The 13,438-nt window shown below is 69.3% G+C and carries 13 protein-coding genes and 1 other RNA gene; 3 read left to right on the top strand and 11 right to left on the bottom strand.

Annotated features, from left to right (window positions below; genetic code table 11):
- Nucleotides 1-45 precede the first annotated feature (45 nt).
- The gene (locus tag ACFY0P_RS12180; RefSeq protein ID WP_388910385.1) at nucleotides 46-291 is read right to left on the bottom strand and encodes a hypothetical protein; all 246 of its coding nucleotides are present in this window, start codon (nucleotides 289-291) and stop codon (nucleotides 46-48) included.
- A gap of 141 nt (nucleotides 292-432) precedes the next feature.
- On the opposite strand from ACFY0P_RS12180, the gene ACFY0P_RS12185 reads away from it, so the two are divergent.
- Complete coding sequence (locus tag ACFY0P_RS12185; protein ID WP_388910388.1) at nucleotides 433-1,281, top strand: helix-turn-helix transcriptional regulator; 849 nt, start codon at nucleotides 433-435, stop codon at nucleotides 1,279-1,281.
- Nucleotides 1,260-1,460: a DUF397 domain-containing protein gene (locus ACFY0P_RS12190; protein ID WP_388910391.1), complete on the top strand. Its 201-nt coding sequence runs from the start codon at nucleotides 1,260-1,262 to the stop codon at nucleotides 1,458-1,460. The genes ACFY0P_RS12185 and ACFY0P_RS12190 overlap by 22 nt, the downstream gene beginning before the upstream one ends.
- Before the next feature lie 92 nt (nucleotides 1,461-1,552).
- Here ACFY0P_RS12190 and ACFY0P_RS12195 read toward each other — a convergent pair whose 3' ends face one another.
- From ACFY0P_RS12195 to ACFY0P_RS12240, 10 genes are all read right to left on the bottom strand, one after another.
- Complete coding sequence (locus tag ACFY0P_RS12195; RefSeq protein WP_388910394.1) at nucleotides 1,553-2,974, bottom strand: restriction endonuclease subunit S; 1,422 nt, start codon at nucleotides 2,972-2,974, stop codon at nucleotides 1,553-1,555.
- On the bottom strand, nucleotides 2,971-3,732 hold the full coding sequence (locus ACFY0P_RS12200; protein WP_388910397.1) for a hypothetical protein: 762 nt from the start codon (nucleotides 3,730-3,732) through the stop codon (nucleotides 2,971-2,973). Before ACFY0P_RS12200 ends, ACFY0P_RS12195 begins: the two co-directional genes overlap by 4 nt.
- Nucleotides 3,729-5,057, bottom strand: coding sequence for an AAA family ATPase (locus ACFY0P_RS12205; protein WP_388910400.1), 1,329 nt, complete (start codon nucleotides 5,055-5,057; stop codon nucleotides 3,729-3,731). Before ACFY0P_RS12205 ends, ACFY0P_RS12200 begins: the two co-directional genes overlap by 4 nt.
- On the bottom strand, nucleotides 5,054-7,225 hold the full coding sequence (locus tag ACFY0P_RS12210) for a class I SAM-dependent DNA methyltransferase (RefSeq protein ID WP_388910403.1): 2,172 nt from the start codon (nucleotides 7,223-7,225) through the stop codon (nucleotides 5,054-5,056). The genes ACFY0P_RS12205 and ACFY0P_RS12210 overlap by 4 nt, the downstream gene beginning before the upstream one ends.
- Nucleotides 7,226-7,729: 504 nt before the next feature.
- An RNA gene (gene rnpB / locus ACFY0P_RS12215) (RNase P RNA component class A) lies at nucleotides 7,730-8,136 on the bottom strand.
- Nucleotides 8,137-8,154: 18 nt separating this feature from the next.
- Nucleotides 8,155-9,126 (bottom strand): DMT family transporter, encoded by a 972-nt coding sequence (locus ACFY0P_RS12220; protein WP_388910406.1) that lies wholly within the window; start codon nucleotides 9,124-9,126, stop codon nucleotides 8,155-8,157.
- Nucleotides 9,127-9,142: 16 nt separating this feature from the next.
- Nucleotides 9,143-10,021: an AraC family transcriptional regulator gene (locus ACFY0P_RS12225; protein ID WP_388910408.1), complete on the bottom strand. Its 879-nt coding sequence runs from the start codon at nucleotides 10,019-10,021 to the stop codon at nucleotides 9,143-9,145.
- Nucleotides 9,988-10,497, bottom strand: coding sequence for a TetR/AcrR family transcriptional regulator (locus ACFY0P_RS12230; RefSeq protein WP_388911442.1), 510 nt, complete (start codon nucleotides 10,495-10,497; stop codon nucleotides 9,988-9,990). Before ACFY0P_RS12230 ends, ACFY0P_RS12225 begins: the two co-directional genes overlap by 34 nt.
- Nucleotides 10,498-10,546: 49 nt before the next feature.
- A complete protein-coding gene (locus ACFY0P_RS12235) occupies nucleotides 10,547-10,969 on the bottom strand; it encodes a DUF4260 family protein (RefSeq protein WP_388910410.1) in 423 nt (140 codons plus the stop codon).
- Between the two features lie 78 nt (nucleotides 10,970-11,047).
- Complete coding sequence (locus ACFY0P_RS12240; protein ID WP_388910413.1) at nucleotides 11,048-11,671, bottom strand: TetR/AcrR family transcriptional regulator; 624 nt, start codon at nucleotides 11,669-11,671, stop codon at nucleotides 11,048-11,050.
- A 104-nt stretch (nucleotides 11,672-11,775) separates the two neighbouring features.
- Between ACFY0P_RS12240 and ACFY0P_RS12245 the strand changes: the two genes are divergently transcribed.
- Nucleotides 11,776-13,401 (top strand): FAD-dependent monooxygenase, encoded by a 1,626-nt coding sequence (locus ACFY0P_RS12245; RefSeq protein WP_388911445.1) that lies wholly within the window; start codon nucleotides 11,776-11,778, stop codon nucleotides 13,399-13,401.
- The last annotated feature ends 37 nt before the right edge of the window (nucleotides 13,402-13,438 follow it).

Genomic DNA, 13,438 nt, shown 5'->3' on the forward strand with positions numbered 1-13,438 from the left:
GGTCGCAGGGGTTCGCGGTCGTACGTTCCCCGTGCAGCGGCCGGGTCACAGGGCCTCCCCACGGCTGCGTGCGTTGGCCCGCGCGACCAGCGGGCTCAACGCCTCACCGGCGCGGGCGAGTTCGACGTGCTCGGGCCGGGCGGCCCATTCCCTGCCGCCGCCCCTGGGGCGCAGATGGACCTGGCCGGGGCCGCGCTCCATGACGATGCCGTAGCGGTCACGGAGGGTGTCGTAGGCGAGGTCGCCGACAACGGGGGCGGGAGGGACAGGAGTTCTGTCGGGATGGTTCATCGATGGCCTCCGAGGCGTGAGGGTACGAGAGCTCACGAACAGCGGGAATCACCGTTCGTGCCCACATCATCGCCGTCCGTCGCTACGCTCCACAGGGGTGTTCCGTCCCCTGCGGAGGCTTGGAACAAGGAGGCTGCACGGATGACGGCTGGCGCACGTGACCTCGAACCCGCCCGATCGGCACGGGAGTTGTACGGCGCCGAACTCCGCCGACAGCGGCAGCTGAGCGGGATGTCCCTGGACCGCCTTTCGGCGGTGGTCAACTACAGCAAGACGCACCTGCACGGAGTGGAGACGGCGGAGAGGCTTCCGCTGCCGCCGATCTCGCAGAAGCTGGATGCCGCGTTCGGGACCGGGGAGTTGTTTCAGGGGTTGTGGGGGGCGGTTAAGCGGGAGCACACTCCCAAGCGGTTCGATCACTGCTTGGAGTTGGAGGCGAAGGCAGGGCGGATTCAGGCCTACGGCGCGACTCTGGTTCCGGGGCTGCTTCAGACGCCGGCGTACGCGCGTGCCTTGTTCAGTCGGTCCAACCTGGCCGCTGGACTGGCAGAGATCGACAGTCTGGTGGCGGGCCGCATGAGCCGCCAGGAAGTTCTACGGGGTGACAACGTGCCGGACTACTGGGCGATTCTCGATGAGGCGGTTCTACACCGTGCGGTAGGCGGACCGGTGGTGATGTATGAGCAGCTTGCGGCGTTCCTGCCTCTGGTGGACACCGAGCGCACAACGATTCAGGTCGTCCCCTTCAAGGCCGGGGAGTACGCCGGAATGAACGGGACCATCATCCTGCTCACCCTGCCCGACAACTCCACCACCGTCTATCAAGAAGGTGGTGGCATCGGGGAAGTCTTCGACGACCGGGAGACCGTCACACGCCGCCTGCGCGACTACGATCGCATGAAAGCCTGCGCCCTCTCGCCGGAGGAGTCCGCAGCGTTCATCGAAGCGGCGATGGAGAAGTTCGAGCCATGCGAGCCACCCCAGGTCTGAGCACTGCCCAGTGGCGCAAGTCCAGTTACAGCGATGGCGAGCCGGGTGGCGAGTGCGTCGAAGTCGCCGACGGCATCGTCGGCCTCGTTCCCGTTCGTGACAGCAAGGCGCCACACGCCCCTAGCCTGCTCTTCACCTCGAACGCTTGGGAGGCGTTCGTCTCCTCAGTGAAGAGGTAGGTCTGCCATCTGGCGCCCCGGCCCTGCGGGGCGGGGCGCCGGCGCGTCCGCGCCTGTTCCGTAACGTCACACGGAACAGAACCGCCCGTGTCTCAGCCTGCGCTGTGCTCCAATACTGCCTGCTCCAACAGCTCCAGGGCCCTGTCTTCCTTCTTGTCAGCCTCATCCCGCTTCCGATAGGCGGCACGGATCGTTTCCGCAATGCGTTCCCGGTCAGGGGCGGTCAGCACCGGCACCGGGATTTGGGCACGCAGACCCTCATGGATGTCCTGCTGCTTTCCACCGGTCGACATGGAACGCAGGACGCGGAACATGGCCTCGGAGCGAAGGAAGGCGAAGAGGTAGGCGCCGGGGATGTCCGGGGTGCCGCTCACCACCCGTAGAAAGTGCTGCGTGTACGCGTAGTCGAGCCACGAGCCGGTGACAAAGATCGCGCGGCAGAAGACCTCGTTCTCCCCCAGCGTGCCTTGCGACGGAATCATGACCGTCTCGTCTCTGGCGAAGATACCCGGAGGCGCCTGGGTCGGGCTGATCCAACGCCCTTCAGGCCGAATCCAGAAACCCTGCCTCTGCCCGATGAGGCAGACTGCGCCGTGGCCGGGTTCCGCATCAACGCGCTTGAAACGCACGCCGGATCCGAGCTGGCCCCCTTTGCAGATCTCCCCGAGCGTCAAGCACTCGGTCTCGTCCCGCAGCCGCTGCAGAATCCGCTGGGCCCTCGGCTGATAGTTCAACGCCCGCAGCGTCGTATGGCTCAACCCCCGCTGTACAAAGCCCACATCCCGAGGTTGGTCGTGCCACCGCAGGTCGATCAGATCCTCAAGCCCCGCCGTCTTGAACAGATCCTCAGTCGCCCCGACCACGCCCTCCTGGAACTCCGTCCGCAGCGTGGCCGCCTCCTCGACCAAGTCGTGGATCTCCTCTTCCACCGCGGATTCGAACCGTGGAACCGGCAGCCCCGCGATGTGATCCGGCTCAATGTGTTGGATGATCGCGCCGTAAGCCTGACTGGTGACGATGGGGACGCCGAAGCGGCTGCGCAGGAACGTGTTGAGGTACCCCGGGGGAATCCGCCCCGGGGCGGGAACGACCCTCATGACGTGCTCACTGCACGCGTAGCCGTCGATGTCCGGACGGGCGTATGCGATACGGCCAACATTCCCGGAGCGCGTGATCAAGGTCCAGCCCGCCCGGATCGTGAGGCGGGGATTGAGCGCGACGGACGTCTTGGAGATCAGCGGTAGATTCGAGAAGTCGGCCTCCATGATGTCCGTGCTGGAGAAGAACCGAACTCCGTGTTCCGGCGAGGTGACCCAGCGCCGCAACGGCCGCCCGGCATGAAAGATCCCGTTCCCACCCCGCGTGACCTCCCTCAACGGCTCCGTCACCGGCAACCGCTCCAACAGCTTCCGCGCCTCGAACGCCCCCGACAGATACGGCGCCGCATCCATCCGCAGCCCCTGCTCTCGCAGCCAGCTGAGCCGTACCGGATTGTCCTTGGACGCGATCTTCACTGCGCGCGCTCCGTCATCGAGGTCGTCGTGTTCATTCCGCTCGCCGGGAACCAGTCCGCCAGCGTCGCCATCAGGTGCTGGAACGAGGCATCCGTGCAGCGCCGTACGGACGGAACCTGTTCCGCGAAGCGCCGGAAGATACCGTTGCTCATGTCACCGATGTACTTCATCCCGTGCAGGAACTCCACGGCGCCCTTGGGATCATCGGGCTTGGCCTCGCCCGGCGCCCACAGCCCCGCCTCCTCCAGCACCTGCCGCGGCGTACGCTCGTCACCGCCCCTCGGACGCCACACCAGCGCCTTCTTGATCACCTCGGTGTGGTCGGACCAGAACCAGTTCTCCAGCTCCGGCTCGATAACCACGACCGCGTACTGCGGCCAGAGGTCCTCCAGCTGATCCCCGATGCGCTTGCGGATCTCGTCCGGCGAAAGCGGGTTGTCGTAGGCGTGGTCCTGAACCACAATCGCGCGCCGGTACTCGCCGCGCCACGGCCTGAGCAGCTCACCGGCCCGGAGCGGCAGCTCCGAGTCCTTGTGTCTCGCAAGCTTGATGTCGCGGCGGCCGTCGAAGTCGAACGGCCCACAGCCGAGCTTGTGATGGATCTCCTTGCGCCCCAGAAACGCGCTGATCATGGCCTTCATGCCCTGGTCGGCAACATAGAAGATGACGTCGCGTTTCCCAGAGTCGTCGACGGGCCCCTCCGCCTGCCGGGGAACCGAGGCGACCGCCTTGTCCTTGCGACCGGCCCTCTTCGTCACTCGAACACCCCCGTGGCGAACAACGTGCCCAGATCCAGATCCCCTCGCCAGTCCGCCAGCCGCGGATGCCGGTCGCCCCGTACAACGGTCACCGCCCCGGTGTCGTAGTCGACCCGGGTGGCAAGCACATCCGACAGCTCCACCTCGGCCAGGACCAGCGGCGACTGGGTGGCCACCAGCACCTGGCAGTCCCGTACCGCCTGGAGCGCCTGCATGACGATCTCGATGGCCTGCGGATAGATGCCGTTCTCCGGCTCCTCGGTGACCAGGAGGGCCGGCGGGTCGGGCATGTAGGGGATCAGGGCCAGCGCGAACACGCGCAGGGTGCCGTCGGACAGGCCGGAGGAGGTGACCTGGTGGCCGCCGACGTAGGTGACGCGGAAGTACGCGTGGTGATCGTCCTCGCGTTCTACGACGTCGATGTCCTGGACCTGTGGCAGGGCGATCTTGACCAGGTCCACCCAGGCGTCGAACAGCTCCTTGTCCTCGGCCTTGAGGCGCAGGGCCAGCCAGGGCGTGTTGCGGCCGACGGGGTCGAGCCGGGGGGTGCGGCCGGCGGGCGGAGCGGCCTGGCGCAGGGCGGCCCAGTCGGGGGCGTAGAAGAGCGTTCCCTCGCGGAGGAGGGAACGGAACCACAGGGCCGCCGGGAAGTGCGCCTCGTCGAACGGGACCGTGTCCAGCGCGAGCCGGCTGTGCGGGCTCTGCCAGGTCAGCGGCGGCTGTTCCCCGGTCTCCGAGGTGAACCGCGCCACCGGGCCGCCCCTCCGGGCGATCACCGGGCGCCAGTTCTCCTCCCAGGCCCACCGGACCCGGCGGCTGCCGCCGCGCCCGGTGGCCACGGCCTCGTCCGGGTCCTCGAAGGCCCGCTCCCCGGGGACCGGACGCACCGGATACTCGTCGGGGAACAGCACCAGGTACTCGCCCCCGATCTCCAGCCCACGGCCGCCCTCGACCGGCGCGAGATGAAGCTCGTAACGGAGATGCGTCGCCAGCGGGAGGCGCGGGTTGCGGGTCGCCTCGGCGAGGAGTTCCGTGATCTCCTCCGGGAGCCGTGCCTCGATGGCGAAGCCGAAGCCGCCATCCCGGCCCCGGTGGGCGGGCTCGGTGAGGGACTGGGCACGCGGTGGGCGGCCGGTGCGGGAGGACGGCCGCAGAAAGGCGTCCTCGATCCGCTCGGCGCCGAGCAGCTCGGCGAGCAGGACCGGGATGTCGAGCAGGGTGCTCTTGCCCGAGCCGTTGGCCCCGGCCAGCACATGAAAGCCGGCCAGGTCGACGGCGAGACCTTCGAAGCAGCGATAGTTGTACGCCTCGATGCGGGTGATCATGCGCCTGCGTTCCAGGGGAACTCGTGGGCGTGCCGCTCCTTGAACTTGTGGTATGCCTCGGCGATCTTCGGCAGGTCGTTGTCGACCTTCGGTTCGCGGCGGCTGATCTTGCGCTTGACCTCCGCGCCGCCGATCCGCAGGATCTCGTGCTCCGTCTTCTCCTCGGTCACGATCTCACCGTCGGGCGTGCGGACGAAGACCTTGTTCCCGCGCCGGTCGATGCCGACCTTTTCGGCGACGGCCATGAACACGGGGTAGTCCGCGGCACCGAACTCGATCTCCTCCTGCCGTTCCTGAGCGGTCTTGCGGCGCAGGAATAGGAGAGTGGTGAGGATGTTGACGTTCGCCTCGGCGATGAAGGTCTCCACGGGGAGCTCCACGCTGCCCAGGATCCAGCACTGGTCGAGGATGTAGCGCCGGACCGCCTCGTCAGAGGGGCCGGGGTTGGAGAGGATGCCGTTCGGCAGAACGATGCCGATGCGCCCGCCGGGCTCGACCCATTCGATCGCACGCTGGACGAAGAGCTGCTCCGGGGAGACCGCGGTCGCCGGTCCTGCCTTCACCAGCTTGCCGGTGTCCTTGTCACGGGTCCAGCTGAAGGCGACACTCAGCTCGCCGCCCCTCTCGCGGAACTTCGTGAGGATCATGTCCTCCGAAACCGGGATGTCCGAACCGAACGGCGGGTTCGTCATCAGCACGTTCACCTTCCCCAGACCTATCTGCGGGAAGCGCATCGCCTCGTCGTTGCCCTGCAGATGGCTGTCCGGGAAGGCGAGGGAGTCCATGTGGAAGGCGTGGCCGGCCGTGTCGGTGAGGGTCATGAGGCTCATCACGGTGGCCCGGCGCAGGAAGGGGTCGAAGTCGGCGCCGAAGAGGTGCTTGTCCGCGTAGGCGGCGAGACGGCGACGATGGTCGGCCATCTTCTTGGCCAGTTCCTGAGCGTTGGTGAAGGTGCCGTTGTCGTCTTCCGCCTGCCATTTGCGCAGCAGGTGGTTCAGCGTCTCGCGCAGGAAGCCTCCCGTACCGCAGCACGGGTCGAAGACGGTCTCGTTCTCCTGCGGGTCGAGGATGTCGACCATCAGCTTCACCGCCTCGTTGGGCGTGAAGTACTGGCCTCGATCACCGCGCAGGTTGTCACCAACCAGCTCCTGGTAGGCGACGCCCTTGGCGTCGATGTCGGTGCTGCCCAGGTCGTAAGGGGCCAGCTCGCCGACGATGAAGGTGAGCGCGGGGTCGGTCAGGGTGAGCTCATCCCGGTGGTCGAAGAGCTTCTGCTCCTTGTAGAACTCCTTGACCTCCTTGAAGAGCTCCCGGACCCGGCCCGCCACCTCGGGGCTGCCCGCCCTGCGCTTGGCGCCGGTCGCGGTGGTCTCGGTCCGCTCCAGGTCGGCGACCTCGATCCGGAAGCGCGAGTCCTTGCCGTGCTCGCGGACCTGACGCTCGTCATAGATCTTCGCGAACAGCACATAGAGGAACTGCCAGAACGCCGCGTCCTTGGGCAGCCCCTCATTACCGTGGATGTAGTTGTGGCAGCGCCGGAAGGCAAAGCGGAGCATGTACTTGTCCGCCCGCCGGATCTCCTTCAGCGAGGACGCGTCACCGGTGGCGTCGAAGGCCGAGTCGTCGCCCCGAGGCCAGTTCGGGAGCGGGCGGAAGCGGTCCTCGAACCGGACCTTGCGGCCCTCGTCGTCGCGCTGGATCTTCTCGACGAAGTACAGGTCGATGTCGTCGGTCCACAACCCGAGATGGCATGCCGGGCCCGCCGCAGTCATCAGGGACTGGAGCTCATCGATGTCCGCCGTCGCCTGCTCGTGCGTACGGATCTTGGTGACCGTGCGACCGGTGCGGGGACGCGGCTTGGTGATCACGATGCGGCGGAGGTACTCGGGCTTCTTCGGCTGATTCGGCGCGAAGATCGCGACGCTAACCTTCTTGCGGGTCTTGCGGCCTCCCTCGGGCGCCGGGAGCTCGATCACATAGTCCCGCTTCATGTCGTCCGGGTTGATCCCGTACTGGTGCACAAGAACCCGGGCGATGTGCTGACGGACCTTCTCGGCCTCGGTCAGCTTCAGTATGTCCTTGCCGGTGATGTAGTCGATCGTCTCGTCATCGCCGAGCGCACGCGGCGGTGAGGCTCCCTCGGACTGCCCTCTGGATACCTCCGGCACGGAAAACCCCAGGCCAAGTTGCTCGTCCGCCATATTTGCCGTCTACTCCGTCCCGACTTCGACTCAACCCGTCAACGCTGCTCGAGGGGTCTACACGCACTGCGAACACACCTTAGTTGAATGAGCTGGAGGCATACTGCCTCAGTCACTGAAAGCGAGCGGTAAGTGACCGCCCGAACGGCGCTGCGGGCCGGGACCGCCTTCGTCTTCGCCAGCTACGAACTGTTCCAGTTCGGCTTCTGGCGCCTCGAACCGCTGCTGTGGCGCAGGCACTTCGTGCTTTTGCCCCAGCGCCGCGCGGTTGTATGCGTCGCCCCGTTTTGGGCGACGTTCCCGCGAGAGCACGAGGTGGGCAGCATCCAGGTGATCTGCAACGCCTTTCGCCCTCGCCGAGAACGATATAGTCCGCGGCATGGACCCGGCCAAACGCAAGACCTATGCCTCTTGGGAAGGGCCTCCGTCCCAGATCAGAGGCCCTTCCTAGAGCAAAACCGCAGGTAGCGGCAGACGAGTCGGGCTGTACGCCGGGTTCTGTGCCCCGGTCCCTCGCGGGAGCCGGGGTGACGGCCATCCATCTAGGGCCGGTGTTGCCACCGGCCTCGTGCGGTCTACCCGGGGGCTCGGGCGGGCAGCCCTCGAACGTCCCCGCAGAGCGCCTTTCACAGCGCTCCTCTTGACCTTGCTCCGGGTGGGGTTTACCTAGCTGCCCAGGTCGCCCTGGGCACTGGTGGTCTCTTACACCACCGTTTCACCCTTACCGAGGGTCGAGACCCCCGGCGGTTTGCTTTCTGTGGCACTGTCCCGCGAGTCGCCTCGGGTGGCCGTTAGCCACCACCCTGCCCTGTGGAGCCCGGACGTTCCTCGGGAAGCCCCCCGTCAAGGGGACTCCACGCGGCCGTCCGCCCGGCTCGTCTGCCGTGTCGACCATGTTACCGGGCGCGGGCCTCGCCTCGTTCCGGCCGGGGGTCCGGCCCGCGGCGGAGCCGCTGTCGAGTGGCGCGGCCCCCGGGACGACGCAGCACCGGGCGTGCCGACCCCTTCGGTGCCGAGGCCATCGTCGCCAGCACCGAGCCGGTGAGGATCAGCGCGAAGGACACCGCGATCGTCGGGGTGAAGCTCTCGCCCAGGAACAGGGCGCCCGCGGCCACCGCCACCGCCGGGTTGACGTACGTGATCACCGTGGAGCGGGTCGGGCCTATCTCCTTGATGAGCTCCAGGAACGCCACGAAGGCCACCGCCGTGCAGAGGACGCCCAGGGCGAGGAGGGAGAGCAGGGCGTTCGTGGAGGGCATGGAGGTGGGCCAGGTCGCTGCCGCCGCCGGGGCGTAGACCAGGGCCGCCAGGGTCAGGCACGGCGCTATCAGCTGCAGCGTCGGGACGTCCTTCAGGCGGCGCGCCGCTATCAGGGGCGCCGTCGCGTAGCCGATGACGGTGAGCAGGACCTCGCCGAGGGAGCGGGCGTCGCCGCCGGTGAGGTGGGGGATGGTGAGGACCGCCACGCCGGCGAGGCCGATCAGGAGCCCCGCGATCCGGCGTACGCCCAGGTGTTCGCGCTCGCCGCCGAAGTAGCGTGCCGCCACTACGCCGACGATCGGTACGCCCGCGATCAGCAGGCCCGCCGTCGAGCTGGACAGGTGGCGTTCGGCGTCGGTCAGGGTGAACCACGGGGCCATGATCTCTATGCACGCGAAGGCCAGCATCGGGCGCCAGTGGGTGCGGAGGGTGAGGAACAGGCCGCCCTGGCGGATCGCCAAGGGGAGAAGGAGCAGGGCGCCCACCGCGCAACGCGCGAACACCACCGTCGACGGGGACACCTCGTCCACCGCCACCTTGATCATCAGATAGGGAATGCCCCAGATCACTCCCATGAGGGAGAACAGGAACCAGCCGCGTGCAGTCATGCGGCAAGCATCGGTGTCAGTACCGTGCCGCGTCTTGAACGCTGTTGCGGTACGCCGCCGGGGTCACCCCCAGTACCCGGCGGAACCAGCGGGTCAGGTGGGCCTGGTCGGCGAAGCCCACCAGCGTCGCCACCTCCGCCGGGCGCAGACCCGCCTCCAGCAGGCCGCGGGCACGGTTCACCCGGTACTGGGCCAGCCAGGCGTACGGCGGCACGCCCATCGTCGTACGGAACGCCCGGAGCAGCTGGTAGCGGGAGAGGCCCAGGTCCGCGGCCAGGTCGGCGAGCGACGGCGGACAGGTCAGCTCGTCGGCCAGGCGGTCCCGGACCAGCAGGGAGATGCCGTGCGCCCCGGGGACCCGGTCGGTCGCCGGCCGGGCCGTGGAGTGGCGGCGGGACAGGGCCGTCAGCAGCCAGGGCAGGCGGGACTCCGCTTCCAGCGGGTCCGGGCAGGCGGCCAGTTCGGTGTGGGTGCGGCGGAAGGCCGCGGCCAGCTCGGGGTCGTCGAGGACGGGGTCCCGGAAGTGCGGCACGGCGTCCAGGGTCCCGTCCGCCAGCAGGGCCGGGTCCGCGTACAGGGCGCGGTAGGCGTAGCCGTCGGTCGCTGTGGCCGGGCCGCCCGTGTGCATCTCGCCGGGGGCCAGGACGACGATCGAACCGGGGCCGGTGCTGATGTGGCCGCCCCGGTAGTCGATGACCTCGGAGCCGCCGACGCACACCCCGATGGTGAACTCGGCGTGCGCGTGCGGGGCGTAGGTGTGCCGTTCGAAGTTCGCCGTCAGCAGGTCGAGCGCCGGGCCGCAACGGCCCAGCCTCGCCCTCGTCCACCGTGCCTGTTCCGCCACGTTCGCACCCCCTCGCGCTAAGGGTGCAACGCCCGCACTCCCCGTTTCCATGCCGCGTCCAGGTCGGCGTCCGCCGGGAAGCGGCCGTGGATCTCCAGGACGACCATGCCGTGGGCGAACGCCCAGGTGGCGCGGGCCAGGTCCCGGTCGCCGCCACAGGCTCGCAGGAGCGGGAGGGCGGCCCGGTCCTCCAGGCCTGCGGGCAGCGCGGTGCGCGGGAGGGGGCGTTCCGTGGCCAGGCAGTAGAGGTGGGGGTGGGCCAGGGCGTAGGCGCGGTACGCCTCGGCCAGGGCCTCCAGGGAGCCGGGGTGCCGGGACGCGGCCGCCTCCAGCGCCTCCGCCGACTCCTCCAGCATCTGCGCGGTGAGTTCGACCTCGACGGCGTGCTTGTCGGGGAAGTGCTTGTAGAGCGACGGGGCCTTGATGCCGAGGCGGTCGGCGAGGGTGCGCATGGTGAGGACGGTGGGTCCGGACTCCTCCAGCAGCTCCCGGGCCGCCGCCACGATCTCCCGCGCCCTCGGCGTCAGCCGGTCAGTCGCGCCGGTCGCGCCGGTCGCCTTAAGAACGTCGGTCGCGTCAGCCACGCTGGAAACCCTCCTTCGTCCGCAGCCCGTACCCGAAGGCGCGATCGTACGAGATGTGGGCCAGCCAGCCGCAGAGGGCGGCGAATGCCGGGGGCCACGAGAAGAGGGGCTGCACCGCGTACGCCGTCAGCAGCCCGAGCGGCACCAGCGCCCGGTGCATCGCGTTGTAGTACGGCACCGCGCGTGGCGCCAGTTGACCCTTCGCCATCCGGGGCGCCTCGTCGAGGGCGACCAGGAAGGTGAGGTCCGGGAGGAGGAGGAAGAGCAGGGCCAGCGCGCCGGCGAGCCAGCCGTGGTTCACGCCCTCCAGGATCGCGAACGCCGTCCAGAACAGGGCACCGGCCAGCCAGGCCGTGCGGCGCGCCACCGTGGTGGCGGTGCGGACGAGGGGGGTGACGTTCGTGGTGCTGGTCATGGCTGCCTCCAGGGCAATTCAGCTAACGCCGTTAGCCACGACGGTAAGGCTAACGGCGTTAGCCGTCAAGCGGGGCGGTCACGGCGACAGCATCCGCTCCAGCGCGTCGAACGCCGCCCCCATCCGCGCGCGGTGATCCTCGACGATCTCCGCGAACGGATCGCCCGCGAGCTGACGGCTCACGGAGACGACGCACACCGAGCGGTACGCGGCCACGATCACGGCCGCCGCCAGTTCCGGGTCGGCCAGCCCGGCCTCGGCGAGCGCCCCGGCCAGCGCCCGCTCCACCTCCTCGACCGCCTCGCGGGCCCGGGCCCGCAGCGCCGGCGAGTCGGCGACGACCGGCCAGAAGCCCCCGAAGTTCTCGCCCACACCGCCCAGCGGGTGCCGCGCGTCGATGAACCGGAAGGCCAGGCGGCGCAGCGCCGCGAGCGGGGACTCGCCGGGCTCGCGGTCCCGTACCGCACCGGCGAAGGCCGCGACGGCCTCCGGGATGCGGTCGAGGAACAGGTCCTCCTTGCGCGGGAAGTAGTTGAACACGGTCATCGCCGACACCCCGGCCGCCCGCGCGACCTCCGCGACCGTCACCCGGTCGAAGCCGTGCTCCCGGAACATCACCGTCGCGACGTTCGAGATCCGCTGCCGCGTCTCCCGCTTCTTGCGCTCCCGCAGGGACTCCCCTGGCCTGTTTTCATCGATCACGAGGAAAACTATAGCGGCTCGAAAGTTTTAGTGACTACAGTGAAGTCATGAGCGAAAGCATGACGACTACAGGCGACAAGAACGGCATGGGCGGTATGGACGGTATGGGCGGTGGGGACCGCACGGACGGCACGGGCTACGACGTGGTGGTGGCCGGTGGCGGGCCCGTCGGGCTCTTCCTCGCCGGCGAGCTGCGGCTCGGCGGGGCGAAGGTGCTGGTCGTGGAGCGGCTGGCCGAGGTCGACGAGACCATCAAGGCGGGCGGGATCAACACGGCAGGCGCGGTGAGCCTCTACCGGCGCGGGCTGCTGCCCGACCTCGCGGCGGCCTGGGAGCGGAACCGGTGGCGGATGCGGGCCTTCCTCGGGGACCAGAAGCGGCAGCAGGGTGCCGACGCGCCCCGGACTCCCCCGAAGTTCGCGGGGCACTTCGCCGGGATCATGATGCGCGGTGACCTGTTCGACGACTCCGACCCGGCGTTCGCCGACCTCGGCCCCGCCGACGGCGTCGGCCTCGGGGTCCCGCAGGTGGAGCTGGAGCGGATCCTGGGCGCCCGCGCCGAGCGGCTCGGCGTCGAGGTCCGCCGGGGCGTGGAGCTGACCGGCTTCGACGCCGACGACGACGGGGTGGTCGTCCACCTCGGCACCGGCGAGTCGGTTCGCGCCGGCTGGCTGGTGGGATGCGACGGCGGCCGCAGCACCGTCCGCAAGCTCGCCGGGATCGACTTCCCCGGCACCGAGCCGGAGATCACGGGTTACCAGGCGGTCGTCGAGATGAGCGGCGGTGAGCGGCTCGGGGTCGGGTGGAACACCACCGACGTGGGGACGTACGTCAACGGACCCTTCCCCGGCCGGATCCTCACCGTCGAGTTCGACGGGCCGCCCGCCGACCGCTCCGCGCCCGTCACCGCCGAGGAGTTGCAGGCCGCCCTGCGCCGGGTGTCCGGCGTGGACGAGGTGACCATCCACCAGGTGCACTCCTCGACCCGGTTCACCGACAACGCCCGGCAGGCGAGCGGCTACCGCAAGGGCCGGGTGCTGCTCGCGGGGGACGCGGCGCACGTGCACTCGCCGTTCGGCGGACAGGGGCTCAACCTCGGGCTGGGCGACGCCATGAACCTCGGCTGGAAGCTGGCCGCCGTGGTGCGCGGGGCCGCCCCCGGCTCCCTCCTCGACAGCTACACCGCCGAACGGCACCCGATCGGCGCCTGGGTGCTGGACTGGACCCGCGCCCAGATCGCCGTGATGCGCCCCGACCGGCACGCCCGCGCCCTGCGCCGGGTGGTCACCGACCTCGCGCTGACGGCGACCGGGACGACGTACCTCGTCAAGCAGATCTCCGGTGTCTGGCAGCACTACGACCTGCCCGGCGGCCACCCGCTGACCGGGCGGAGCGCCCCGGACCTGGAGCTCTCCGACGGCACCCGGCTCGGCGACCACCTGCACGGCGGCCGCGCCCTGCTCCTGGACCTCGCCGACGACCCGAAGCTGCGCGCCCGCGCGGAGGGGTACGGCGACCGGGTGGACGTCGTCACCGTGGCCTGCCCGGGGCGGCCGGAGCTGACCGGTCTCCTCGTACGGCCCGACGGGTTCGTGGCCTGGGCCGCGGACGAGAACAACCAGGACGAGAGCAACCAGAGTGCGAACGACCAGAGTGCGAACGACCGGGGAGCGAACGACCAGGGAGCCGGCCTCGACGCCGTCCTGACCCGCTGGTTCGTCGCCGCCTGAGCCTCGCTCGCGTCCGGCGGCTCCGCGCCGCCGGACG

The organism is Streptomyces sp. NPDC001714 (assembly GCF_042892755.1).
GTDB lineage: Bacteria > Actinomycetota > Actinomycetes > Streptomycetales > Streptomycetaceae > Streptomyces.

Coding starts and splice junctions, on each gene's coding strand:
- ACFY0P_RS12180 (WP_388910385.1), bottom strand. CDS start 291: ATGAACCATCCCGACAGAACTCCTGTCCCTCCCGCCCCCGTTGTCGGC.
- ACFY0P_RS12185 (WP_388910388.1), top strand. CDS start 433: ATGACGGCTGGCGCACGTGACCTCGAACCCGCCCGATCGGCACGGGAG.
- ACFY0P_RS12190 (WP_388910391.1), top strand. CDS start 1,260: ATGCGAGCCACCCCAGGTCTGAGCACTGCCCAGTGGCGCAAGTCCAGT.
- ACFY0P_RS12205 (WP_388910400.1), bottom strand. CDS start 5,057: ATGATCACCCGCATCGAGGCGTACAACTATCGCTGCTTCGAAGGTCTC.
- ACFY0P_RS12220 (WP_388910406.1), bottom strand. CDS start 9,126: ATGACTGCACGCGGCTGGTTCCTGTTCTCCCTCATGGGAGTGATCTGG.
- ACFY0P_RS12225 (WP_388910408.1), bottom strand. CDS start 10,021: ATGGAAACGGGGAGTGCGGGCGTTGCACCCTTAGCGCGAGGGGGTGCG.
- ACFY0P_RS12235 (WP_388910410.1), bottom strand. CDS start 10,969: ATGACCAGCACCACGAACGTCACCCCCCTCGTCCGCACCGCCACCACG.
- ACFY0P_RS12245 (WP_388911445.1), top strand. CDS start 11,776: ATGGGCGGTGGGGACCGCACGGACGGCACGGGCTACGACGTGGTGGTG.